Annotated in this window: 20 protein-coding genes; 11 read left to right on the top strand and 9 right to left on the bottom strand. The window is 73.6% G+C overall.

Translation table 11 applies throughout. The features are described 5' to 3' along the window. Nucleotides 1-4 precede the first annotated feature (4 nt). The 5 genes from CD790_RS27800 to CD790_RS27780 all read left to right on the top strand — a co-directional run bounded on the left by CD790_RS27800 (nucleotide 5) and on the right by CD790_RS27780 (nucleotide 6,921). Entirely contained in the window at nucleotides 5-1,216 is a 1,212-nt protein-coding gene (locus CD790_RS27800) for a 4-hydroxybenzoate 3-monooxygenase (RefSeq protein ID WP_144386092.1), read from the top strand. A gap of 404 nt (nucleotides 1,217-1,620) precedes the next feature. After that, nucleotides 1,621-2,205 (top strand): bifunctional 2-polyprenyl-6-hydroxyphenol methylase/3-demethylubiquinol 3-O-methyltransferase UbiG, encoded by a 585-nt coding sequence (locus CD790_RS27795; protein ID WP_186319267.1) that lies wholly within the window; start codon nucleotides 1,621-1,623, stop codon nucleotides 2,203-2,205. 211 nt (nucleotides 2,206-2,416) lie between these two features. Next, complete coding sequence (locus CD790_RS27790; RefSeq protein ID WP_144386090.1) at nucleotides 2,417-4,291, top strand: glycoside hydrolase family 15 protein; 1,875 nt, start codon at nucleotides 2,417-2,419, stop codon at nucleotides 4,289-4,291. Nucleotides 4,292-4,460: 169 nt separating this feature from the next. Continuing rightward, a complete protein-coding gene (locus CD790_RS27785) occupies nucleotides 4,461-5,300 on the top strand; it encodes an SDR family oxidoreductase (protein ID WP_144386089.1) in 840 nt (279 codons plus the stop codon). A gap of 220 nt (nucleotides 5,301-5,520) precedes the next feature. After that, nucleotides 5,521-6,921 (top strand): chloride channel protein, encoded by a 1,401-nt coding sequence (locus tag CD790_RS27780; protein WP_144386088.1) that lies wholly within the window; start codon nucleotides 5,521-5,523, stop codon nucleotides 6,919-6,921. Here the strand turns inward: CD790_RS27780 and CD790_RS27775 are convergent. The 4 genes from CD790_RS27775 to CD790_RS27760 form a co-directional block, all read right to left on the bottom strand. Next, on the bottom strand, nucleotides 6,899-7,288 hold the full coding sequence (locus CD790_RS27775; protein WP_144386087.1) for a hypothetical protein: 390 nt from the start codon (nucleotides 7,286-7,288) through the stop codon (nucleotides 6,899-6,901). The genes CD790_RS27780 and CD790_RS27775 overlap by 23 nt on opposite strands. 47 nt (nucleotides 7,289-7,335) lie before the next feature. Next, complete coding sequence (locus CD790_RS27770) at nucleotides 7,336-8,568, bottom strand: anhydro-N-acetylmuramic acid kinase (protein ID WP_144386086.1); 1,233 nt, start codon at nucleotides 8,566-8,568, stop codon at nucleotides 7,336-7,338. Nucleotides 8,569-8,593: 25 nt separating this feature from the next. Beyond that, the gene (locus CD790_RS27765; protein ID WP_144386085.1) at nucleotides 8,594-10,045 is read right to left on the bottom strand and encodes an MFS transporter; all 1,452 of its coding nucleotides are present in this window, start codon (nucleotides 10,043-10,045) and stop codon (nucleotides 8,594-8,596) included. 217 nt (nucleotides 10,046-10,262) lie between these two features. Further along, entirely contained in the window at nucleotides 10,263-11,486 is a 1,224-nt protein-coding gene (locus tag CD790_RS27760; RefSeq protein ID WP_144386084.1) for a transglycosylase family protein, read from the bottom strand. A gap of 1,807 nt (nucleotides 11,487-13,293) precedes the next feature. Between CD790_RS27760 and CD790_RS27755 the strand changes: the two genes are divergently transcribed. After that, nucleotides 13,294-15,588: a SpoIIE family protein phosphatase gene (locus CD790_RS27755; protein WP_144386083.1), complete on the top strand. Its 2,295-nt coding sequence runs from the start codon at nucleotides 13,294-13,296 to the stop codon at nucleotides 15,586-15,588. 76 nt (nucleotides 15,589-15,664) lie between these two features. Here CD790_RS27755 and CD790_RS27750 read toward each other — a convergent pair whose 3' ends face one another. The 5 genes from CD790_RS27750 to CD790_RS27730 form a co-directional block, all read right to left on the bottom strand. Further along, a complete protein-coding gene (locus CD790_RS27750; protein WP_144386082.1) occupies nucleotides 15,665-15,847 on the bottom strand; it encodes a hypothetical protein in 183 nt (60 codons plus the stop codon). Nucleotides 15,848-15,910: 63 nt separating this feature from the next. Continuing rightward, complete coding sequence (locus CD790_RS27745) at nucleotides 15,911-16,267, bottom strand: PRC-barrel domain-containing protein (RefSeq protein WP_144386081.1); 357 nt, start codon at nucleotides 16,265-16,267, stop codon at nucleotides 15,911-15,913. A gap of 100 nt (nucleotides 16,268-16,367) precedes the next feature. Beyond that, the gene (locus tag CD790_RS27740; RefSeq protein ID WP_144386080.1) at nucleotides 16,368-16,628 is read right to left on the bottom strand and encodes a DUF6296 family protein; all 261 of its coding nucleotides are present in this window, start codon (nucleotides 16,626-16,628) and stop codon (nucleotides 16,368-16,370) included. 244 nt (nucleotides 16,629-16,872) lie between these two features. Then, a complete protein-coding gene (locus tag CD790_RS27735) occupies nucleotides 16,873-17,472 on the bottom strand; it encodes a hypothetical protein (RefSeq protein ID WP_144386079.1) in 600 nt (199 codons plus the stop codon). Between the two features lie 137 nt (nucleotides 17,473-17,609). Further along, on the bottom strand, nucleotides 17,610-18,644 hold the full coding sequence (locus CD790_RS27730) for a GTP-binding protein (RefSeq protein ID WP_144386078.1): 1,035 nt from the start codon (nucleotides 18,642-18,644) through the stop codon (nucleotides 17,610-17,612). 371 nt (nucleotides 18,645-19,015) lie between these two features. Here CD790_RS27730 and CD790_RS27725 point away from each other — a divergent pair, with 371 nt between their 5' ends. From CD790_RS27725 to CD790_RS27700, 5 genes are all read left to right on the top strand, one after another. Then, nucleotides 19,016-19,987 (top strand): hydroxyacid dehydrogenase, encoded by a 972-nt coding sequence (locus CD790_RS27725; RefSeq protein WP_144386133.1) that lies wholly within the window; start codon nucleotides 19,016-19,018, stop codon nucleotides 19,985-19,987. Nucleotides 19,988-20,056: 69 nt separating this feature from the next. Then, on the top strand, nucleotides 20,057-20,539 hold the full coding sequence (locus tag CD790_RS27720) for an Rrf2 family transcriptional regulator (protein ID WP_144386077.1): 483 nt from the start codon (nucleotides 20,057-20,059) through the stop codon (nucleotides 20,537-20,539). 279 nt (nucleotides 20,540-20,818) lie between these two features. Next, nucleotides 20,819-21,013, top strand: a complete 195-nt coding sequence (locus CD790_RS27710) for a hypothetical protein (RefSeq protein WP_144386132.1) — start codon at nucleotides 20,819-20,821, stop codon at nucleotides 21,011-21,013. Between the two features lie 181 nt (nucleotides 21,014-21,194). Beyond that, complete coding sequence (locus CD790_RS27705) at nucleotides 21,195-22,004, top strand: transporter substrate-binding domain-containing protein (RefSeq protein WP_144386076.1); 810 nt, start codon at nucleotides 21,195-21,197, stop codon at nucleotides 22,002-22,004. A 31-nt stretch (nucleotides 22,005-22,035) separates the two neighbouring features. Next, on the top strand, nucleotides 22,036-22,821 hold the full coding sequence (locus tag CD790_RS27700) for an amino acid ABC transporter permease (protein ID WP_144386075.1): 786 nt from the start codon (nucleotides 22,036-22,038) through the stop codon (nucleotides 22,819-22,821).

Genomic DNA, 22,821 nt, shown 5'->3' with positions numbered 1-22,821 from the left:
AGAGATGCGCTTACTGCGCACCCGAGTGGTGATCGTCGGCGCCGGTCCGGCCGGGCTGGTGCTGGCGCACCTGTTGCGGCTGGAGGGCATCGACTCCATCGTGCTGGAGCTGCGGGACCGGGAGTACGTGGAGCGCAGGGTCCGCGCGGGCCTGCTGGAGCAGTCCACCGCGGACCTGCTGCGCACCACCGGCGTCGGTGCCCGGCTGGACCGGGAGGGCCAGGTCCACGAGGGCTTCGAGCTGCGTTTCGGCGGTGAGCGGCATCGGATCTCCACGGCGGAGCTGTGCGGCCGGTCGGTGTGTGTCTACGGCCAGCAGGAGGTGGTCAAGGATCTGATCCGGGCCCGGCTGGAGGCCGAAGCGCCGCTGCACTTCGGCGTCGACGACATCGTCCTCGACGGGCTGACCGGCGACGCGCCCACCGTGAGCTGCACGCTGGACGGGGTGCGGACGACCATCCGCGCGGACTTCGTCGCCGGCTGCGACGGGTTCCACGGGGTGGCCCGGCGGTCCGTGCCGCGGTCCGAGCTCTCGGTCTTCGAGAAGACGTACCCCTTCGCCTGGCTGGGCATCCTGGCCGCCGCCCCGCCGGCCGGCGAGGAGCTCATCTACGGCGTCCACGACCACGGCTTCGCGCTGCACAGCATGCGCTCGTCCCAGATCAGCCGGCTGTACCTCCAGGTCGATCCGGACGAGCGGCTGGAGGCGTGGCCGGACGACCGGGTGTGGGCCGAGCTGAACGACCGGTTGTGCCAGGGGCGGGGGAAGCTGAACGAGGGTCCGGTGCTGGAGCGGTCCATCACCGCCATGCGGGGCTTCGTCGCCGAGCCGATGCAGTACGGGCGGCTGTTCCTGGCCGGGGACGCGGCGCACATCGTCCCGCCGACCGCCGCCAAGGGGCTGAACCTGGCCGTGGCGGACGCCCGGATCCTCGCCGAGGCGCTCGCGTCCTGGTACACGACCGGGAACCGCGAGTCGCTCGACCACTACTCCCGTACCAGTCTGCGGGGGGTGTGGCAGGCGCAGGAGTTCTCCGCGTGGATGACCTGGTTGCTGCACCGCTACCCGGGCGACGGCCCCTTCGAGAGCAGGCTGCGCCGGGCCCGGCTGCGCCAACTGGTGGACTCCGAGGCGTTCGCGACCAGCTTCGCCGAGCACTACGCGGGGGTGAGCCGCGAGTTCGCCCGGACGGCGGCGGGCGACGGGGGCCGCTGACGCTCCCTTAGCCGCCGGAAGGCCAGGACGGCAAGACCTCCTCGTGGATTTCGGCCAGGAATTGCTCCGGCCGCCGTTCGTACGTGAGTTCCTGTCCGCGCCGGGAAAGGTCCCGGACCGGGTGTATTGGATCACTGCGGGCGGCCGGAGCGCCACGGCGGGCGCTACCGACTCCCCGCGGAGGTGGCGTGGAGCTTTCCACGGTCGAGTCGCGCTACAGCGCTTCTGGGAAACGCATGGCTACGCTTTTCCCGGCAATGCGGCGCGCCGCTCGGATCCGTGTCACGCCATCCACAGTCTCCACGAGTGAGGACTCTCTCCCTATGGCCGTCACCCCCACGTCCGCCGATGTCAAAGCGGGGCAGGCGAGTTACACGCCGATATCCCTCCGCTTTTATGACGCCATGGTTTACGGGCTGACCTGTCCGGTTTTCTGGAAGGTGCCCAGGCGGGAGCTGTTGAGGCTGTATCGGCGCAACGTCTCCACCGAGCACCTGGACATCGGCGTGGGCTCCGGCTATCTGCTGCACCACACCCCGCTGCCCGTCGGGCAGCGCATCACGCTGTTCGACATGAACCCGCACTGTCTGGAGTACGTCTCCCGGCGGCTGGGCCGCCATGACGTGGCCACCTGCCGTGGCAACGTCCTGGAGCCGTTCCCGCTGCCGCAGCGGTCGCACGACTCGGCGGCCCTCAATCTCATGCTGCACTGTGTGCCGGGCGACTTCGGCTACAAGGGCGTCGCCTTCGACAACGCCGCGGCCTGCGTGCGCCCCGGGGGCACCCTGTTCGGCTCCACGGTGCTCTCGCGGGGGGTGCCCGTGACCCGTCGCGCCCGGCTCGCCCTGAACCGGCTCAACGCGGTCAAGGGGTTCAACAACACCGAGGACAGCCTGGCGGACCTGGATCGCGAGCTCGGCAAGCGCTTCTCGGAGTACAAGCTGACCGTCCACGGCTGCACGGCCCTCTTCGAGGCCACGGTCGAGTAGCCGCGGGCGCGCGTCGTGTGTGCCGTCCGCCCCTGCGCGGACGGCACGCGGCCACCCTAGGTTCCAAAGGTGGATTCCGCACCTGGCACAGGATTCCAAGGTTGAGGGCGGTCCGGAGGGGGCGTCGGGGGCTCCGTCCCAGACCGTCCACGGGCGATATCACCCGCGACAGGTGAGGCTACCGGCGGCGCCGCCTGGCGACCATGCCAGCATGAAGGACTATCCGCTGATCGCCGACCACGGGCTGATCGGGGACCTCCAGACCGCGGCGCTGGTCTCCATCGACGGAACCATCGACTGGTTCTGCTGCCCCCGCTTCGACTCGCCGAGTGTCTTCGGCGCGGTGCTCGACCGCGAGCGCGGCGGCCACCTCCGGGTGGCGCCCACGCGGGGAGCGGACTCCGTCAAACAGCTCTACCACCCCAACACCGCCGTCCTGATCACCCGCTTCACCAGCGAGGAGGGCGCGGGTGAGGTGGTGGACTTCATGCCGGTGGCCGGAGCCCGGGCCACCGACAACCACCGCATCGTCCGCATGCTGCGCTGCGTCCGCGGCCGGATGGAGTTCACCGTGGACATCGCGCCGCGCTTCGACTACGGCCGTGCCCCCCACACCACCCATGTCACCGAGGAGGGCGCGCTGTTCTCCGCCGACGGGATGCGGCTGACCCTGCACACCGTGCGCGAGCCCGACGACACCCGCCCGGCCCGGCTGACCACGACCGAGGGCCCCTACGGCGAAGACCTCCACGTCCGACTGCCCCTGGAGGCAGGGCAGCAGCGCGGGCTGGTGCTGGAGTCCGCGGCCGACGGCCCGCCCCGCGAGATGCGGGCGGCCGAGTTCCAGCAGTTGTTCGACGAGACCGTCGACTACTGGCGCACCTGGCTGCGCCGCTCGAGCTACCTGGGCCGGTGGCGGGAGGCGGTGGAGCGCTCGGCCGTCACCCTGAAGCTGATGACCTACGCGCCCAGCGGCGCGCTGGTGGCCGCGCCGACGGCCGGACTGCCCGAGCAGCTCGGCGGCGAGCGCAACTGGGACTACCGCTACACCTGGATCCGCGACGCCTCCTTCTCCGTCTACGCGCTGCTGGGCCTCGGCTTCACCGAGGAGGCCGAGGCGTTCATCGAGTGGCTGCGCGACCGGGTCCGGGAACAGGCCGGCGACGGCGGTGGGCCGCTGAGCATCATGTACCGGGTCGACGGCTCCTCCGACCTGACCGAGGAGGTGCTGGAGCACTGGGAGGGCTACCGCGGCTCACGCCCCGTGCGCATCGGCAACGGAGCCGCCGACCAGCTCCAACTCGACATCTACGGCGAGGCGCTGGACAGCATCTACTTCGCCGACGAGCGGGGCCTCCAGCTCGGCCACGAGGGCTGGATCTCGCTCCGCACCATCGTCGACTGGCTGGCCGAGCACTGGGACCAGCCGGACGAGGGCATCTGGGAGACCCGGGGCGGGCGTCAGGACTTCACCTACGGCCGGCTGATGACGTGGGTCGCCTTCGACCGGGCGGTGCGGATGTCCGCTTTGCGCGGCCGCCCCTCCGCCCTGCACCGCTGGACCGCCGAACGCGACCGGGTCTACGAGCAGATCATGGAGCGCGGCTGGAACACCGACCGGCGGGCGTTCGTGCAGCACTACGGAAGCGAGGTGCTCGACTCGGCGCTGCTGCGGATGTCCACGGTCGGCTTCATCGCCCCGCGCGACCCCATGTGGCTCTCCACGCTGGACGGGATGGCGGAGGAGCTGGTCTCCGACAGCCTCGTCTACCGCTACAACCCCTCGGCCTCCCCCGACGGGCTGCGCGGCGCGGAGGGCACCTTCTCGCTGTGCACCTTCGTCTATGTCGACGCGCTGGCGCGCGCGGGACGGCTGGAGCTGGCGCGACTGGTCTTCGAGAAGATGCTGACCTACGCCAACCACCTGGGGATGTACTCCGAGGAGGTCGCCGTCACCGGTGAGCAACTCGGCAACTTCCCCCAGGCGTTCACCCATCTCGGCCTCATCGACACCGCCCTCACCCTGGACGCCGCGCTGACCCGGGTGGAGCGGCAGCACACGCCTCCGGAGGCCGGCGCCCGCTGAGACGTCGCCCCGACTCCCACCGCCGGGACCGATCCCGGGCCCCGGTTACGCCGTTGGCCTGAGCCATGTCGCTCCGTCGGGCGAACGGGGTGCGGCGCCGCACGCCACACGGTGACCGGGGAGGTTGGGTGTCCGGTGGCTGTCCAGGCTGTTCGAAAGGGAGTCGCCGGTGAACACCTCTACGCATGATGCCCCTCCCGCCTTCTCCGCGACGCCGCTCAAGGGGCAGAAGGCGCTGGTCACCGGAGGGAACTCGGGCATCGGCAAGGCGACGGCACTCGCCCTGGGGCGGGCCGGCGCCGATGTCGTCGTCAACTACGTCTCCGACCAGCCGGCCGCGGAGAACCTCGTCAAGGAGATCGAGGGCTTCGGCGTGCGCGCCTACGCCCACGAGGCCGACGTGTCCCGCGAGGACCAGGTCGTCGACATGGTCGCGCGCATGGTCCGGGAGCTCGGCACCATCGACATCCTGATCGCCAACGCCGGCCTCCAGCGCGACGCGCCGCTCACCGAGATGTCGCTCGACGCCTGGAACAAGGTGCTGGGCGTCAACCTCACCGGCCAGTTCCTGTGTGCCCGGGAGGCGGTCAAGGAGTTCCGGCGGCGCGGGGTGGTTCCGGAGGTCTCCCGGTCCGCCGGAAAGATCGTCTGCATGAGCTCCGTGCACCAGCTCATCCCCTGGGCCGGCCATGTGAACTACGCGGCGTCGAAGGGCGGTGTGGAGATGATGATGACGACGCTGGCCCAGGAGCTCGCTCCCCAGCGCATCCGGGTGAACGCGGTGGCGCCCGGTGCCATCCGCACCCCCATCAACCGCAGCGCCTGGGAGACGAAGCAGGCCGAGGCCGAGCTGTTGCGGCTGATCCCGTACGGCCGGGTCGGAGATCCGGAGGACATCGGCACCGCCGTGGTGGCGCTCTGCTCGGACCAGTTCGACTACGTCGTGGGGACCACGCTGTACGTGGACGGCGGGATGACGCTCTTCCCCGGTTTCGCGACGGGAGGCTGAGCGGAATCGGCACCACCGGCGCCCTCCCCGCCAACCCCCTCGCCACCGCTCTTCGACCCGCCACCGCCGGTCGCCGCCCGACCGGCCCCGGCGACGACCCCCACGACGGCCCCGGCGTCGCGGTGACGCCGGCCGGACCGGCCCCGGTGCCGCTCCATCGGCTGGACACCCGGGGCGAACCCCGTCCGCTCGGCGCGGCGGAGCGGGGAGAGGGGCGCTGATGACCCAGCATCCGAGCGGGCCGCCGGGAGCCGCGGCGCAACCGGACGAGACCGAGCGGCTGCGCGCCGTGCTGCACAGCCCCGGTTATCTGCGCACCGTCGGGTTCTGCGCGCTCATCGGCGTTCCGGTGTCGCTGGCGGCGTTCTGGCTGCTGGTCGGGCTGCACCAGCTGACGCGTCTGCTGTGGGAGAGCTGGCCCCACACCCTGGGGTGGCAGGTCCCGCCCTGGTGGTGGCCGCTCCCGCTCGCGCTCGTCCCCGGGGTGGTGGTGGGCGTCGTCGCGACCCGCCTGCCCGGCGGAGGGGGCCATATCCCCGCCGCCGGCTTTCAGTCGGGCGGGGCCTCGGCCGCGGCCTTGCCGGGCGTGCTGCTCGCGGCGGCCGCGTGTCTGCCGTTCGGCGCCGTGCTCGGCCCGGAGGCACCGCTGATCGCGTTCGGCGGTGGGCTCGCGCTGTTGCTGGCCGGGCCGGCGCGGATGGGCGGCCACCCCGACCTGGCCGCGCTGCTGAGCGCCGCCGGCTCCGCGGCCGCCATCGCGGCCATCTTCGGCAACGCGCTGGTGGCCGCCGTGCTGCTGATCGAGGTGGCCGGGGTCGCCGGCCCCCGGCTGGTGCTGGTGATGCTGCCGGCGCTGGCGTGCAGCGGCGTCGGGGCGCTGGTCTTCACCGGCTTCGGCCGCTGGACGGGCCTGGGCACCGGGGGTCTGGACATCGGGTTGCCGGCCCCGCCGCCGCTGGACGCCGGCGATGTGGTGGGGGCCGTGGTGATCGGCCTGCTGCTGGGACCGGTGCTGCGGCTGGTGACGGCGGCCGGCCGGCGCACGGCGGCCTTCGTCGCCGTACGCCCGCTCCCCCGCACCCTGCTGTGCGCGCTGGCCGCCGCCGGCTGCGCCGCGCTGTACGCGCTGCTGACCGGCCGCTCCCCGGCCGAGGCCGCGCTCTCCGGCCAGTCCGCCCTGGCCGGGCTGGCGGCGGACCCCGCCGGCTGGCCCGACGGTGCCCTGGTCGCGGTGTTGCTGTTCAAGTCGGCCGGCTACGCGCTCTGCCTGGGCAGCCTGCGGGGCGGCCCGATCTTCCCCGTGGCCTTCCTGGGCGGGGCGCTGGGCGCGCTGCTCGCGCCCTTGCCGGGGCTGGGGCTGGTGCCGGGGATGGCGGCGGGCATGGCCGCCGGCGTCGTCGCGGTGCTGCGGCTGCCGGTCAGCAGCGCCGTCCTGGTGGTGCTGCTCGTCGGCAGTATCGAGATCATCCCCGTGGTGATCATCGCGCTCGTGGTCTCGCTGCTCGCCAGCCAGCTGCCGCCGGGCACCGTCCTACGCCGTCTGTTCCGGCGTGGAAGGGGCGGGCCGCAGGGCGGCCGGCACGGTGGCCGGAGGGGCGCTACTCCTCCCGCCCCGAGGTGAGCCGCAGCCGCAGCTCCATCTCGTGCTCGCCGGAGACATGGCCGCGCTCCTCGACCTCGAAGACGGCGGCCAGCTGCTTCCTCACCCGGCGGACGAGGTCCGCGGCGCCGAAGAGGTCGGCGGTCACGGGGCCGGCCAGGGGCACGGGGATGGCCCGCAGGGGGGCGCCGCGGGTGCTCAGGTCGATCGTCATGCACCACACCATGGGGTGCTCGACGCCGGCGGCGCCCGGTCGGAGCTCGCTGCGTGGCGGCCCGGCTCCCTCGGGGAAGGCGGCTTCCAGGGCGCCGAAGACCGCGCCCGCGTCCTCGTGGCCACAGTCGGTGAGGTGGACGCTGACGCCATCCTCGGTGTCGGGGGCGCTCATCACCGTGCTCCTCTGCCGTCAGGACTCCCCCCGCGCTGTGCGGGACCTCACTCCCGACGGTACGAGAGCCGGCGCCGATCGGCATCGGCAGCGGGGCCATCCGGGCGCTGCCGGGGGCCCGACAGCACCAGCCGGGTGGGTGCCGCCGCGGCGGGCGGCGGCAGCCGCAGCCCGTCACGGCCGGGGGTGACGGAGCCCAGTACGCGGGGGTGGCGGGCGCCGGTGCAGGACGGCACGGTGCCGGCCAGCCCGTGGAGGGTGAGGAAACCCAGCACGGCGAAGGCGTAGGCCTCCTTGGCGTCCGCCGGCAGACCCAGTTCGTCGGAGGCGCGCAGCGGCACGCCGCGCAGCTCGGCGCGGAGGGCGGCCGTCAGGGCCGGGTTGCGGGTGCCGCCTCCGGAGGCGATCACCTCCGTGGCGCCGGCGGCGCGCACCGCGCCGGCGACGGTGTGGGCGGTGAGCCGGGTGAGGGTGGCGACCACGTCCTCGGCCGGCAGCGCGGGCCAGTCGGCGAGCGCGGCCAGCAGGTAGGGCAGGTGGAAGTGTTCCCTGCCGGTCGTCTTGGGCGCCGGCAGGGCGTAGTACGGGTCCGCCAGCAGCCGCCGCAGCAGCGGCCGGTGGACCGTTCCCCGCAGGGCCAGGGCACCGTCCGCGTCGTAGGCCGCGCGGCCTCCGCTCAGGTGGTGGACGGCGGCGTCGACGAGCGCGTTCCCGGGGCCGGTGTCGAAGGCGAGCGGGGCGCCGCCGGTCGGCACGGTGATGTTGGCGATGCCACCGAGGTTGAGCGCGCACGGGACGCCGGGCCGGCCGGCCAGCCACAGCGCGTCGACGAGGCTCACCAGGGGCGCGCCCTGGCCGCCGGCCGCCACGTCGCGGCTGCGCAGGTCGGAGACGACGGGGCGGCCGGTGGCCTCGGCGATCCAGGCGGGGTTGCCGAGTTGGAGGGTGCCGCGGACCGTGCCGCCCTCGGTCCAGTGGTAGACGGTCTGTCCGTGGGAGCTGATCAGGTCGGCGCGGCCGGCGCACAGCTCCCGGTCGGCCCGGCGGGCGAGCGCGGCGAACGCCTGGCCGATCAGGGTGTCCAGCCGGCACACCTCGCGGAGGGTGGTCGCGGCGGGCGGCAGGGCCGCGGTCAGGGCCGCCCGCAGCGGGCCGGGGCAGGGTTCGCCGACCGCGCCCAGCGGGGTCAGCGTGAGTCGGTCCCCGTCCAGGGTCAGGTCGGCGGCCGCGGCGTCCAGCGCGTCGCAGGACGTGCCGGACATCAGCCCGATCACCCGCATGGTGTCCTCCCGGTCCGGTCGTCGGTCAGTCGCGCAGCGGGCGTCGGTGGTCGTCGCCGCGCAGGGTGAGCAGGGCGAGGACGCTGACGGCGCAGGTCCCGGCCGCGTAGTAGGCGGGGATGTCCACCTCGTGGGTGCGGTCGATCAGCTCGGTGACGATGAGCCCGGCCGAGCCGGAGAACACGGCGTTGGACAGCGCGTACGCCAGGCCGAGGCCCGTGCAGCGGACGCCGGTCGGGAACATCTCGGCGAGCATCGCCGGCCCGGGGCCGGCCATGAGGCCGACGGCGGCCCCGGCGAGCAGCACCGAAAGGCTCCGCGCCGCCGTGCCCGCCCCGGGGTCCCGCACCACGTGGAGCAGCGGGAGGGCGAGCACGGTCACCAGCAGCGCGCCGGTCAGCATCACCGTCCGCCGGCCCACCCGGTCGCTGAGGGCGCCCGCCGGAAGGATGGTCAGCGCGAAACCGAGGTTGGCCAGCGTCGTGGCGATGAGCGCCTGCTGGAAGGTGGCGTCCAGGGTGGCCTGGAGGTAGGAGGGCAGGACGACCAGGAAGGTGTAGCCGGCCGCGGACCAGCCCATCACCCGGCCGACGGCCAGCGCGATCACGACGGCCGGCCGGAGGGTGGGCTCCTGACGGGCGGGCGGGAGCCGACGCTCCGTCACGACGGGCTCGACCGGGGCGGACGGGGGCCGTGGCGAAGGCCCCGTGGACCTCTTCCGCCGCGCCCCCGGAGCCCCCGGAGCCCCCGGAGCCCTCGTTGTCCGCTCGTCGGCCACCGCAGGCGGTGCCGTCCCAGATGCCGCTGTCCCATATGCTGCCGACCCGGACGGTTCCCGCGCGCGCCGGAAGGCCGAGGTCTCCTCCAGCCGGAGCCGCAGCCACAGCGCGACCAGGCCCAGCGGCAGGGTCAGCAGGAACGGCAGTCGCCACCCCCAGTCGGCCAGGGCCGCCGGGCTGAGGACGGTGGCCAGCAGCGCCGCGAGACCGGCCCCGCCGAGCAGCCCCAGCGCCACGGTGAAGGACTGCCACGCCCCGTACAGGCCGCGCCTGCCCGGCGGCGCCGACTCGGTCAGCAGCGAGACGGCGCCGCCGAACTCCCCGCCCGCGGACAGCCCCTGCACCGCGCGGACCGCGGTGAGCAGCCAGGGCGCGGCCGGGCCGAGGGTGGCGTAGCCGGGGAGCAGTCCGATCAGGGTGGTGGCGCCGGTCATCAGCAGCAGGACGGCGATCAGGGTCGGTCGACGGCCGACCCGGTCGGCGAGGCGTCCGAAGAGGAGGGAGCCGACGGGGCGGAAGAAGAACGCCACGGCGAAGGAGGCGTAGGTGCGGATCAGCCCCTCGCTCGGGCTACCGCCGGTGGGTGTGAAGAAGGTCCCGGCGATGATCGTGGCGAAGTAGCCGTAGACCCCGAACTCGTACCACTCGATGAGGTTGCCGACCGACCCGGCCAGCAGCGCCCGGCGCGGCTGGGACATGGGCCTCAGCGTAGAACAGCCGCCCGGCGCCACGGAGGAGGGCGGAGCCGGCGAAGCCGGGGAGTGTCACGTTACGGAGAGCTCTTCCGGCTCGGGTGAAGCCGGTGCTCGGGGCCGCGAAAAAGGTGACGGGCTGGCCGGGGTTCGACGGCACGGGAAGGCCGCCCGGCGGCTGCGCCGGACGGCCTTCCCTCCCCCCACCGAGCTCCTGAACTCGTCAGGAGCCGATCCCGTGCGCCCTCAGATAGGCGATCGGGTCGATGTCGGAGCCGTAGTGCGGGCTGGTGCGCACCTCGAAGTGCAGGTGCGGCCCGGTGGTGTTGCCGGTGGCTCCGGTGCGGGCGATGGTGCGCCCGCCGGCGACGATCTGTCCGCTGTGCACGTTCAGCGCCGACAGATGGGCGTACTGGCTGTAGACGCCGGTGGCGTGGCGGATGACGACCTCGTAGCCGTAGGCACCGCTCCAGCCCGCGGAGACCACCCGGCCGCCGGCGATGGCGCGGACCGAGGTACCGACGGGGACCGCGTAGTCCACCCCGGTGTGCCGGCCGCTGGACCAGCTTGAGCCGCCGGCGCCGTACGGCGTGGTGACTCGGGCCCTGACCGGGGTGACATGGCTGCCGGCGGCGGGGCGCGGCACGTCCGGATCGTCGGTCTTCGCGTTGTCCCTGGTGGTGCCGGCGGTCGCGGCGCGCACCGCGGTGGGCGCTCCTCCGTCGGACTGTCCGGTGCCCGTGCCCCGCGAGGAGGAGCCGCCGGAGGGGATGTCGAGCCGCTGCCCGGGGAGGATCAGTCCGGGCTCGCCGCCGATGGTGTCCCGGTTGGCGTTGTACAGCGTCTTCCAGCCGCCGCTGACGTCGTGGCGGAGCGCGATGCCGGACAGGGTGTCCCCGTTGACCACCGTGTAGGTCCCGGACGCCGCGCGTTTCGGGGCCGGCTGGGGCCGCTGGTCCGCGCCGCCGTCGGAGGACTCCGGTCCGGGCCGCGAGGCGCCGGAGCCGCCGCGCGAGCCGCGGTCCCGGCTCTCGGCACGGCCGGCGTCCGCGGGCCGCTCGCCGCCGCGGGTCAGCTGGGCCCGGACGGAGCAGACCGGCCACGCCCCGGGGCCCTGCTTGGTGAGGACCACCTCGGCGACGCTGATCTGCTGGGACTTGCTGGCGAGGTCCGCCCGTGGGGCGTAGGCCCGACCGCCGTAGGCCGCCCAGGTGCTCTGCGAGAACTGCAGACCGCCGTAGTAACCGTTGCCGCTGTTGATGTGCCAGCGGCCACCGCTCTCGCACTCGGCGACCTTGTCCCAGGTGCCGACCGACGCGGCGTGGCCGGCGCCGGCGAGCAGGATCGGCAGGGCGAGGCCGACACCGCCGGCGGTGAGGGCGGCGACCAGCGGGGAGACGCGGCTGCTGGGCGATGCGGAACGGCGGTCACTCTCTCGTGCGGCCATGGGCCTGTTCCTCTCCACTACGGCGGGTCTCTCGTCCATCGGCGGTCCCGGCGGACATGACGAGTACCGCAGCCGCGGCGCGCAGGTCACAAGGCGCAAGGGGCCTCACGTCATGCCGTGCGCCATCCGTCGCCACCCGCACGGGGACTGATGCTCCGTCACATGCGCAACGACGGGCGCGTGGAGGGTCGGGGGCGCACGGCGCCGGTCGCCCTCGTGGCGGAGTGAGGCGGGACTCCAGTGATCGGCAAGTGGCTAAGTACGCTTCCCGGCGGTGGAATTGATTCACTTCGGCCACGGACGCCGGACTCGGGGAGCCACGGGATTGTTTTCACCTTCGTCCGTTGCACTCTCAACGACCTTGGACTTCCGGGCACTTACGCCCAGTTCCACGACGGCGCGGCGGCGCGGCGAATTCCGCGCGGCACCGACGGGAGCGAGGCGACTTCGCGTCGCTGTTCGAGGCGGCGAGCTCGGGCAACTCCACCGCTTGGCGGCCGGCGCCGGACTGCCGCTTCCGTGACCTCCGGGAACCGACCGCATCACCGCGCCCGGAAACTGATGAGATGCTCAGTCATGGTCGAACGGTCGCCTTCATCGGGAAGAGCGGGCTCCTTCCACGGGGAAGAACGGGCTCCTTCATCGGGGAAGAAGGCGACCTCCGCACAAGGAATTGCAAAGCCCCCGTGGCATGGCCCACGCGAGGTCGACCCCGGGCGTCGGTCCGGGCCCCGCGACACGACCCGTCCGGGCCGCGCGCCCGGTGACACCGGCGGTCCTCCCCTGGTCGCGGCGAGCCCGACGTCCAAGGAGAAGACGGACGCCGCCGCTGGGCCCGGGGACCAATGGCCTATGCACGGGTGACCGGCTGTTATACGGGGTGGCGGGTCACCCTCACCTCCTGGTGGCGGGTCTCCGCCCCCGGGAGTGACGGGCCCGCCCCCCGGTGATGGATGTGAACGCGCCGATCGGCACAGCGGACGCCGCGGAAGCGGGAAGAGCGGCCCGCGGCGGCGGTTTCCTGGATCTTTTCGGCCACATCGTGGTCGACCATCACGAGCCATCACGGCCCCGCATCCGCGCCGTACATCCCGGTCGCGCATCGGGTCCCGCCGGGCCGCGATACCGGCCCGGTTCTCCGAATGGGCGAGCCATCGCCCCGGCCGTGGAACTCGCGGAGAATCACGGACGCGACGTATAGCGGGAACTACGTCGCCGCGCATATCCTGGACGCACATCGACTTCCCCCGGAGACCGCCCATCCAGGCGGCTCCGATTTATCACCCCGTCGGCCCACCGGGTCGTAAGCCTCCGCGGCAGCCGCGGTCATTTCCCCGCCCCATCACGGTGAGCGGGCACGGTTCCTCCGCGGGGCGCAGCGCACGTACGGCGTATGCGGGTGCCCACCGGCCAGGCGAGCTCCTCAGCATGCCGTAGCCCGTCGTACGTCGCGCCGCCGGCCCACCGGCGGGGGGCGCACCGTCCGCCGTGGCGTGCCGTGAACCGCCGGTCGGACACCGGGCGATGCCTCCTGTGCCCCCGCCGGGCACCCTCCAGCCGACCGTCGATCGTCCACCGGAGCACCGGCGGCGGTGTCACGCGGTCGGCTCCGGTCGGTGGCCGGTGTGCCGCCGAGGTGCCGCCGACGTCATTCCGACGGCTCCATCCCCGCACCGCACGGGCTGCGTGGTACCAGGGTGTGGAGGGACGATGGAGACGCCCGTTGTCCGAGGAGCGGCCGGGACCGTGCGGGCACCCGCGGACAGCACCCGGCTGCCGCCCGGCGGCCGGCGGAAGGAGTGCCCGGATGGGTTCGAGCGACGCGTTCCGGCCCGGCCCCGGTCCGCCGGGCGGGACGGATGCGGGCGCCCCCGACCGGAGCGAGCTGCTGGATGTGCTGGGCATGGCCGCGGTGGTGCTGGACGCGGCCGGGCGGATCGTGCTGTGGAGCCCGCAGGCCGAGGAGCTGCTGGGCTACACCGCCGACGAGGCACTGGGCCGGTTCGCCGCCCGGCTGCTGGTCACCGAGGAGCACTTTCCGGAGGTGCTGGAGCTGTTCTCCCAGGTGCTGTCGGGCGACGCCTGGGCCGGGATCTTCCCTCTGCGCCACCGGGACGGCTCCACGCGGCTGGTGGAGTTCCGCAACATGCGGCTGGTCGACGACCGGGGGGACGTCTACGCGCTCGGGCTGGCGGCCGACCGGTCGACGGTGCAGCGGATGGAACGGGACCTGGCGCTGTCGGCACGGCTGGTGGCGCAGTCCCCCGCCGGGATGGCCGTGGTCGACACCGACCTGCGCTGCGTGGCCGTCAACCCGGCGCTGGAGCGGCTCAACGGCGTCCCGGTCGCGGAGCAGATCGGCAGGCCGGTGCTGGAGATGCTGCCGTTCCTGGACTCGGATGTGCTGGAGTCCGCCATGCGGCGGGTCCTGGCCAGCGGCGACCCGCTGCTGGCCCAGGAGACCCTGGGCCCGGCGGCGGACGCCGTCCCACCGGCCGCGGTCCCACCGCCCGACCGCCCCGCGGACGACGTCCCACCGGCGGGAGACACCGTCGCCCCGGTGGGAGACACCGTCGCCCCGGTGGGTGCGGGGCCCCGGGCCGGCCCGGGCGAGGGCGCCGGGCCTGAGGGCGTGGGACCGGGGCGGGGCGCCGGCCCGGACGAGCGGCGGGCGGCGGCGCCCGGCCCCCCGGGCCAGCAGGAGGTGCGGGCCTGGTCGGTTTCGTACTTCCGGCTGGAGGACGCCTCCGGGCATGTGCTGGGCCTGTGCATCACCCTGCTGGACGTCACCGCCCGCTACCGCGCGGCCACCGAGGCCACCCGCGCCCGGCACCGGCTGGCCCTGGTGGCCGACGCCTCGGCCCGCATCGGCACCACGCTGGACCTCCAGCAGACCGCGAGCGAGCTGGCCGACGTGGCCGTGCCGGAGCTCGCCGACGTGGCGGCGGTGGACGTGCTGGACGCCGTGCTGTCCGGCAGGGCCAACCTGGTGCCCGGCGGCGGGCCGGCCATCTTCCGTGCGCTGGCCCTGGCCGCGGCCTACCCCACCGAGGCCGTCCGGGCCGCCGACCCGCCCGGCGAGCTGGCGAAGTACGACGCCGACCGGCTGGTCACCCAGTGCGTGCTGACGGGCCGGCCGATCCACGTCCCCCGGGTGCGGGAGGCGGATCTGCCCCGGATCGCGCGCGACCCGGAGGCGGTCCGGCTGCTGGCCGCCGCCGGCGTCCACTCCTATCTGGCCGTGCCGCTGATCGCCCGCGGCGAGGTGCTCGGCGCGCTCGACCTCAAGCGGGCCCGCAACGAGCTGCCCTTCGACGCCGACGACGTGGTCCTGGCCAGCGAGCTGGCCGCCCGCGCGGCGGTGTGCATCGACAACGCCCGCTGGTACCAGAGCGTGCGCGACACCGCGGTCACCCTGCAGCGCAGTCTGCTGCCGCAGGCCCCGGCGCGCCGGGCGGGCCTGGAGGTCGCCTCCCGCTACCAGCCGGCCGGGGCCGCCGCCGAGGTCGGCGGCGACTGGTTCGACGTCATCCCGCTGGCCGGGGACCGGACCGCGCTGGTGGTCGGCGATGTGATGGGCAGCGGCGTCACCGCGGCGGCCACCATGGGCCGGCTGCGCACCGCCACCCAGACCCTGGCCGAGCTGGACTTCGACCCGGCCCGGCTGCTGCGACACCTGGACAGGATCATCACCCGCTTGGAGCCGTCCTTCGCCACATGCGTCTACGCCGTCTACGACCCCCATCGCGGGCTGTGTCGCGTCGCCTCCGCGGGCCATCTGCCGCCCGCCCTGGTGCGCCCCGGCCGGCCGTCGCGGCTGCTGGACCTGACCATCGGCGCGCCGCTGGGCACGGGCGGGGCCCCGTTCCGGACCACCACCCTCCGGCTCGCCCCCGACGACCAGCTGGTGCTCTACACCGACGGTCTGGTGGAGACCCGGCACCAGGACATCGACACCCGGCTGGACACCCTGCTGGAGCTGCTCGACGACCCGTACCGGCCGCTGGAGGCGACCTGCGACGTGCTGCTGCGGCGGCTGCGCGGGCCGATCGGCCACGACGACGTCGCGCTGCTGATCGCGCGCATCGTCGAGCACCACTGACCGCCGAGGCGTCCGGGACGTCCGGGGTGGCCGAGGCGTCCCGCGACGACGGTCGGCAGTCCCGTGCCCCGGCGGGTCAGCGGGGGTGCTTCGAGCGGCGGCGGCCCAGCTTCATACCGGCCAGCACCAGATCGACGAGGAAGACCAGGATGCCGATGATCAGCAGATAGAACAGGCCCTCGACGGTGGCGCCGATGATGCCGAGAACGATGGCCACGATGATCAGTAGGAGGAAGAGGGTCATCGGAGGTTCCGTCACCTGTCCCGTCGTAGGGTCGCGGAGGGGGAAGGGGCCGCGGAGGAGGGAGGAGGGGGAGGGGGGTCAGCGGCGGGCCATGCGGCGCTCGCCGCCCGTGCCGGGCTGGTAGTCGAGCCCGTAGTGGGCGAAGATCGCCGCCTCCTCCTCGGCCGGCAGCTCGCCGTCGACCTCGATGGACGGGGCCGCCTTGACCTGCTTCTTCGCATGGTCGACCCGCACATAGTCCGGTCCGACGGTGGCGCCGGCCAACGGGACGAACACCAGCCGGCGCCGGGTCACCATGCCGACCATGACGGTCGCGAAGGACGGCTGGTCGGTCGCGGTGTCGACGTAGACCGCCTCCAGCTCGCCGATCCGATGCCGGTCGACGTCGAGCACGTCGTGCCCGCGCCACTCGCGGATGTCGCTGACCTCCAACACCACAGTCCCTTCGCCGTCGCGGGCCCCTCCACCTGTCAACGCGGGGCGCCCACCTCGTGGATCTCGTCCAAGCGGGTGAGAGTGGTCGGCGCCCGGAAGGTCACCGGGTGACGGGGCGGGCCCGCACCGGCGTCGCATAGCTCTGATGCCCGCCGCTGGCGAGCATCCGGACCTCGGCGCGATCGCTGATCTCCGCCCGCAGGATCCCGGTGTCGTCGGTGTAGACGGGATGGCCGCCCGGGCCCCGCGCGTCGGTGCGGCGCACCACGACCACGTCCTCCGTGGCCCGGTCTCCCCCGTTTCCCCGGTCCGCCTCGTCCGACTTGGTGAACACCAGCTCGTACGTGTCGTACCGCTCCATGCCACGCCTCCTGTTCCCGGTCCGCTGGAATGTCTCAACGACGGGGCCGAACGACTCGTCACCGAGCCACCGTGCGGCGCGCGGTGCTCGCCGCGGCGCGACCGCGGATCCACGGAGCCCCGGGCGGCGGCGTCCGCGGGGCGCCTCGGGCCGAGTCGGTTCAGCGTACGGGGCGGCGGCCGGAAGCGGTCGCGCCGCGCCGCGGCCGGAGGCCGCGATCCGCCTGGACCGCATCGACAGCCCCTCAGTAGCCGTACAGCTCCCGACACAGGCGCATCTCCACGGAGCCGAGCTCCGAGGCGAGCGCGTCGCACAGATAGCCCAGCCTCCTGGTGGACCACGGGCGCGGGGCCACGGTGGGTTCCCATGACTGGCTTCCGTCGGGCCCGGACGTCCGGCCGGGGCGGGGGCTCGCCCCGGAGCCACGCGAGCCGGTGCCGGTGCCGGCCGTCGGCCGCGACGGTGAGCGCGTCCCGGCGCGGGTGCCGCCCGTGCCGCCCTGACCGGCTCCCGCCCCGGCCGCGGCCCGGGTGCGCGACGGCGCGGGACGGGTCTCCTCGGTGCGCCCGGGGCCGGCCGTGGCCCCGGGGGCGGGAGCCGTCGAGGGGGCGGCCGCCGACGGGCCGTCCCGCCCCGGCCGGCGCGTCGGGGTCGGCCCGGAGTCGGCTGCCGCCCAGACCCGGTCCGGCGCCGGCCGCGGCGGGGGCGGCGAGGTGGCCGTACGGGCCGGTGCGACGGTGGCCGCGGTCGGGGCCCGGCCCTCCCCGGGCGGCGGCACGACGGTGCACGCCGACACGCAGCACAGCAGTCCCAGCACGGACATCAGCAACACTTCGCGGGGCACCGGCCCACCCTCCCCCGACCGGTGCCACGGGCGCAGCCCCGGCCTCCGGAGGTCACCTGATCGGCGGACCCGGGCCCGGAAGGCTGACGTGCCGCGGGCGTGGGACCCGGAACCGGCGAGTGCCCCTTGCGAGGGGGCTACTCCTGCACGTACCGCAACACACCCAGCAGATGGTGCTCGTCCACCGTCTCCGGCGCGGGCTCCACACAGTCCGCGAGCCGCGCGGTGAGCGCGGCGCCGTCGACGCCGGTGCCGATCATCACCAGCCGGGTCGCCCGCTCCTCGCCCCGCGCCCACGCGGAGGTCTGGAAGCGGAGGTACGCGCCCACCGCGTGCAGGGAGAACTTCCGCGTCGGGTCCGCCGACGCGAAGTCGACGAACCCCTTCATGCGGTAGAGGCCGGCGGGCCGGTTGTCGAGGAACTCCATGAAGCGCCGGGGGTGCAGCGGCCGCTCGGACACGAAGGAGACGCTCTCGTAGGCGGCGTGCAGGTGCCCGTCGTGGTCGCGCCCGTCCTCCTCGTCACACAGCTCGGCGAACGAGAGCTGCTGGAACGGCTCTTCCCGCACGGGGGCGGGCCGCTGGTCGAAGAGGAAGCCGGGATCGACTCGCCCGTGCTCGGCCACGACCACGGGGGTGCCGGGGGCGAGTCGGCCGAGTTCCTCCGACACCCGTCGGCGCGCGTCCTCCCGTACCCGGTCGGTCTTGTTGAGCACCACCACATCGGCCGCCTTGATGTGTCGGTCGAGCTCGGGGTGGCGCTCGCGAGTGCGGTCGAACTCGGCGGCGTCGACCACCTCGACCAGCCCGCCGTAGGTGACCCGGTCGTCGGAGCTGGCCAGCAGCATTCTGATCATGCTCTGTGGCTCGGCGAGCCCACTCGCCTCGACCACGATGACGTCGATCCGGGCCGCCGGGCGCGCCAGTCGGCCCACCATGTCGTCCAGCTCGGTGGCGTCGGCGGCGCAGCACAGACAGCCGTTCTCGATCGGGATCATCGAATCGACCTGTCCGGCGACGGCCAGGGCGTCGATGTTGACGCTCCCGAAGTCGTTGACGATGACGCCGATCCGCGTGCCTCCACTCTCCCGCAGCAGATGGTTGAGGAGAGTGGTCTTTCCGGATCCCAGGAATCCCGCGACGAGAATGACGGGTATCCGCTTCCTGGCCAAGGTTCCGCCTCCGTACGACACACAGCTGATGACAGACAGCACGACCGGCTGCGGGCATCAGCGTATGCCAGCCGGCCGGGCCGCCCACCGGGCCGCCCGGCCGGCTGGCCGGCGTGGCTCGTTGCCGGCTGGCGTGACTCGGCGCCGGGCGGCGCTGCGGCGGCCCCGGGTCGGGCGTGCCCACGGGTGCGGCCGCATGCCGTCTGGAGGGGCCGCGGAGGATTCGCCACGATGGGGCTGCCGGCTCCCCGCCCACCGCCGTCCGCCCGTCACGCCCGCCCGCCGCACCAGCATCGAGGTCCGGCTTGTCGTCCGCCGTTCACTCCCCGACCGGAGGCCCTGTGTCCGTATCGCCCGCGGCGCTCTTCGTCATGGATCCCGTCCACCTTCCGCGGCTGTTCCCCGGGCCGCTGCTGGACCGGCTGACCGCGTCCGTGCGCGTTCCGCGCGCCGCGGCGCCCCGGCCGGTGGCCGCGGGCGGGGTGGATCCGGCCGAGGCGGAGGTGCTGATCACCGGCTGGGGGTGCGTCCCGCTGACCGCCGAGGTGCTCGACGCGCTGCCGAAGCTGCGGGCCGTGGTGCACGCCGCCGGCAGCGTCAAGGCGCACATCACGCCGGAGTGTTGGGACCGGGAGCTGGTCGTCTGTTCGGCGGCCGCCGCCAACGCGGTGCCCGTCGCCGAGTTCGCCCTGGCCGCGATCCTGCTCAGCGGCAAGGACGCCTGGCGACTGAGCGGACGGTACGCCGCCGAGCACCGCTTCCCCACTGGCGCGGAGACCGCGCGGGTCGGCAACCTCCGGCGACGGGTGGGGATCGTGGGCGCCTCCCGGATCGGCCGGCGGTTGATCGCCTTGCTGCGACCGTTCGATGTGGAGGTGGCCGTGTACGACCCGCACCTGCCGCCGGCGGAGGCCCGGGAGCTCGGCGTACGGTCGATGCCGCTGGACGCGCTGGTCGCGGGCAGCGACGTGCTGAGCCTGCACGCCCCCGCGCTGCCCGAGACGCGCCACCTGCTGGACGCCCGCCGGCTCGCCCTGATGCCGGACGGGGCCACCCTCGTCAACACCGCGCGGGGCGCGCTGGTGGACACCGAGGCGCTGACGCACGCGCTCGTGGCGGGGCGCCTCTCCGCCGTGCTCGACGTCACCGAGCCGGAACCGCTGCCGGCCGACTCGCCGCTCTACCGGTTGCCGAACGTGCTGCTCACTCCGCATATCGCGGGCGCGCTCGGCAATGAGCTGGAGCGGCTGGGGACGGCGGCGACGGAGGAGGTGGAGCGGCTGCTGTCCGGCGCGCCACCGCGCCACCGCGTCCTGCGGGGCGACCTGGACCGGATCGCGTAGCCCGGCTCGCGTGGCCCGGCTCGCCGCGCTCTGCGCCGCGGCGTTATCTGGATGTATAGTGTCCCGATTATGAAGATGGGTGAAGGTGTCGAGTGGGGGCTGCACTGCTGCCTGACGCTGGCGTGGCTCGGTGCCGACACACCGGTGCCGACGGCCAGGCTCGCGGCGGCTTTCGAGCTGCCCCCGGCGTATCTCAACAAGCGACTGCAGGCCCTTGTCCGGGCCGGCCTGCTGACCTCCACTCCGGGGGCCCGGGGCGGCTTCCGGCTGGCCCGCCCGCCGGAGGCGATCACGCTGATGGACGTGGTCACGGCGGTCGAGGGGCCGGAGGACCCGTTCCGCTGCGCGGAGATCCGTCAGCAGGGGATCGGCGCCGGGCTGCCGGCGGCGGAGTTCGCCCAGCCCTGCGCGTTCACCACCGCCATGCGTCGGGCGGAGCTCGCCTGGCGGCGGGAGCTGGCGGCCCAGACCCTTGCGGACATCATGGCCGCCGCGCCGGCCTCGGCCGCCGAGCGGACCCGGCGCTGGTTCGAACGGCCCGCCGCGCGCTGAGCCCCGGGCCGACCGGCCGCGCGCCGACCTCCGCACCGGCCGGCCGCGCTCCGGGCCCGCCGCGGCACGGCACGGCACGGCCACCGTCACCGCCACCGCCGCCACCACCGCCACCGCCACCGCCACCGCCACCGCCACCGCCACCGCCACCGCCACCGCCACCGCCGGAACTCGGTGCGCCGCCGGGACGTTGCCCGTAGACCACAGGCAACCGTTGGGAGGTGCGCCGTGAGCTCCGACGCGGCAGACAAGGCGGGGGCGGGTGACGGCCGGGACGACATCGGCGAGGTCGACGAGGTCGTCCTCGACGAGGACTTCGTCCGCGGCGCCGAGGTGGCCGAACCCTCGGCGCGCGCCCGCATGCTGACCGAGCGGTGGCGGCGGGAGGCGCCCGAGCCGCAGCCGTGGCGGGCGGACGAGCCGCCCGCCGGCTGGTTCTGGAGCAGGCGCCGCAAGCGCCGTCGGCGCCGCTGAGCCCGGCCCGCACGCGAGGGATGCCCGGCCCGCACCCCGGGGGCACCCCCGCGCCCGCGCCGTTCCGGCCACCGGGGTGATGACTGCGCCGTTCCTCGCGACAACGCGCCCCGCGAATGGCAGGATGCGCCCAACTCACTGATCAGGTGGGGTCGTTCACCGACCATGCTCCGGAGGTGCCGTGTCCGCTCGCTCCGCGTTGCCTGTCATAGCCACTGCCACCACCGCCGCCCTGCTGCTGGCGGGTTGCACCAGCACCGAGTCGACCGACTCGGACGGTTCGAAGATCAGTCTTGTCTCGTCCGGGAAGCTGACGACCTGCACTCATCTGCCGTATGAGCCCTTCCAGTTCAAGGAGGGCAAGAAGATCGTCGGCTTCGACGTGGACCTGGTCGACCTGGTCGCCGAGGAGCTGGACGTCGAGCAGGAGATCGTGGACACGCCGTTCGACGGCATCCAGTCCGGTGAGGACCTCAACATCCGCAAGTGCGACGTGGCGGCGGCCGGGATGACGATCACCAAGGTCCGCGACGAGAACATGGACTTCTCCGCCCCCTACTTCGAGGCCACCCAGGCCCTCATCACCAAGAAGGGCGAGCCCTACCGGTCCCTCGCCGACCTGAGGGGCAAGAGGCTGGCCGTTCAGGAGAAGACCACGGGTGAGGTGTACGCCAAGGAGCACGGCGACGGCGTGAAGGTGGTCCAGTTCGAGGACCTCGCACTGCTGCTGACCGCCGTGAAGACCGGCCAGGTGGACGCCGGGATCAACGACAACGGCGTGCTCTACGACTACGTCAGGGACAACCCCGACACGGACGTCAGCGCCGAGTTCGACACCGGTGAGACCTACGGCATCGGCGTGCGGACCGGAAACGACGCCCTACGCAAGAAGATCGACGAGGTGCTCGAGAAGGCCAGGGACGACGGCCGCTACGACGCCATCTACAAGAAGTGGTTCGGCGCCGCGCCCAAGAAGACCGAGAAGAGCTGAGACCGGCCGTCCGACGAACTGAGGAGTCACCATGGCAATGACTCGTCGGCGGCGGGCGCGGATGGTGCGGACGGCGCAGTACGCCGTGCTGGTGGCGGCGCTGCTCGCCGTCGTCCTGGCCGCGGACTGGGGTGAGCTGCGACGCGCCTTCTTCGACGTCGAGGTCGCCCGGTCCCTGTTCCCCGACATCATCACCACCGCCCTGGTCAACACCGTCGTCTACACCCTGTTCGGCTTCGGGTTCGGCCTCGTGCTGGGGCTGGTGCTGGCGCTGATGCGGCTGTCGCAGGTGCCGCCCTACCGCTGGCTGTCGATCGCGTACATCGAGTTCTTCCGCGGGGTGCCCGCCCTGCTCGTCTTCATCGCGCTGGGCTTCGGCGTGCCGCTGGCCTTCCATGTGGCGCTGGACCGCTATGTCACGGTGATGCTGGCGCTGGGGCTGGTCGGCGCCGCGTACATGGCGGAGACGATCCGCGCGGGCATCCAGGCCGTCCCCAAGGGGCAGATGGAGGCGGCGCGCTCACTGGGCATGTCCCATGGGCGGGCGATGGTCTCGGTGGTCATCCCCCAGGCGTTCCGGATCGTCCTGCCGCCGCTCACCAACGAGTTGATCCTGCTCACCAAGGACTCCTCGCTGGTGTATCTGCTCGGGCTGTCGCTCGACCAGTACGAGCTGGCCAAGTTCGGCCGGGACGCGCTCAACCAGCACCGCAGCCTGACCCCGATCCTGGTCGCCGGGCTGTGCTACCTGCTGATCACCCTCCCCCTCGGCCATCTGGTCCGACGGCTGGAGGCCCGTACCGCGAAGGCGAGGTGA

Origin of the sequence: Streptomyces sp. SAJ15, assembly GCF_007595705.1 — a bacterium.
In the GTDB taxonomy this organism is placed as follows: domain Bacteria; phylum Actinomycetota; class Actinomycetes; order Streptomycetales; family Streptomycetaceae; genus Streptomyces.
The sequence above is the reverse complement of the archived record's forward strand: the minus strand, read 5'-3'. Positions and strand labels throughout refer to the sequence as shown.

Bases quoted from the DNA above. Each gene is read 5' to 3' on its own strand.
- CD790_RS27700 (WP_144386075.1), top strand. From the start codon at position 22,036: ATGGCAATGACTCGTCGGCGGCGGGCGCGGATGGTGCGGACGGCGCAG.
- CD790_RS27765 (WP_144386085.1), bottom strand. From the start codon at position 10,045: ATGTCCCAGCCGCGCCGGGCGCTGCTGGCCGGGTCGGTCGGCAACCTC.
- CD790_RS27725 (WP_144386133.1), top strand. From the start codon at position 19,016: ATGGATCCCGTCCACCTTCCGCGGCTGTTCCCCGGGCCGCTGCTGGAC.
- CD790_RS27775 (WP_144386087.1), bottom strand. From the start codon at position 7,288: ATGAGCGCCCCCGACACCGAGGATGGCGTCAGCGTCCACCTCACCGAC.
- CD790_RS27780 (WP_144386088.1), top strand. From the start codon at position 5,521: ATGACCCAGCATCCGAGCGGGCCGCCGGGAGCCGCGGCGCAACCGGAC.
- CD790_RS27740 (WP_144386080.1), bottom strand. From the start codon at position 16,628: ATGGAGCGGTACGACACGTACGAGCTGGTGTTCACCAAGTCGGACGAG.
- CD790_RS27795 (WP_186319267.1), top strand. From the start codon at position 1,621: ATGGTTTACGGGCTGACCTGTCCGGTTTTCTGGAAGGTGCCCAGGCGG.
- CD790_RS27755 (WP_144386083.1), top strand. From the start codon at position 13,294: ATGGGTTCGAGCGACGCGTTCCGGCCCGGCCCCGGTCCGCCGGGCGGG.
- CD790_RS27760 (WP_144386084.1), bottom strand. From the start codon at position 11,486: ATGGCCGCACGAGAGAGTGACCGCCGTTCCGCATCGCCCAGCAGCCGC.
- CD790_RS27790 (WP_144386090.1), top strand. From the start codon at position 2,417: ATGAAGGACTATCCGCTGATCGCCGACCACGGGCTGATCGGGGACCTC.
- CD790_RS27720 (WP_144386077.1), top strand. From the start codon at position 20,057: ATGAAGATGGGTGAAGGTGTCGAGTGGGGGCTGCACTGCTGCCTGACG.
- CD790_RS27770 (WP_144386086.1), bottom strand. From the start codon at position 8,568: ATGCGGGTGATCGGGCTGATGTCCGGCACGTCCTGCGACGCGCTGGAC.
- CD790_RS27800 (WP_144386092.1), top strand. From the start codon at position 5: ATGCGCTTACTGCGCACCCGAGTGGTGATCGTCGGCGCCGGTCCGGCC.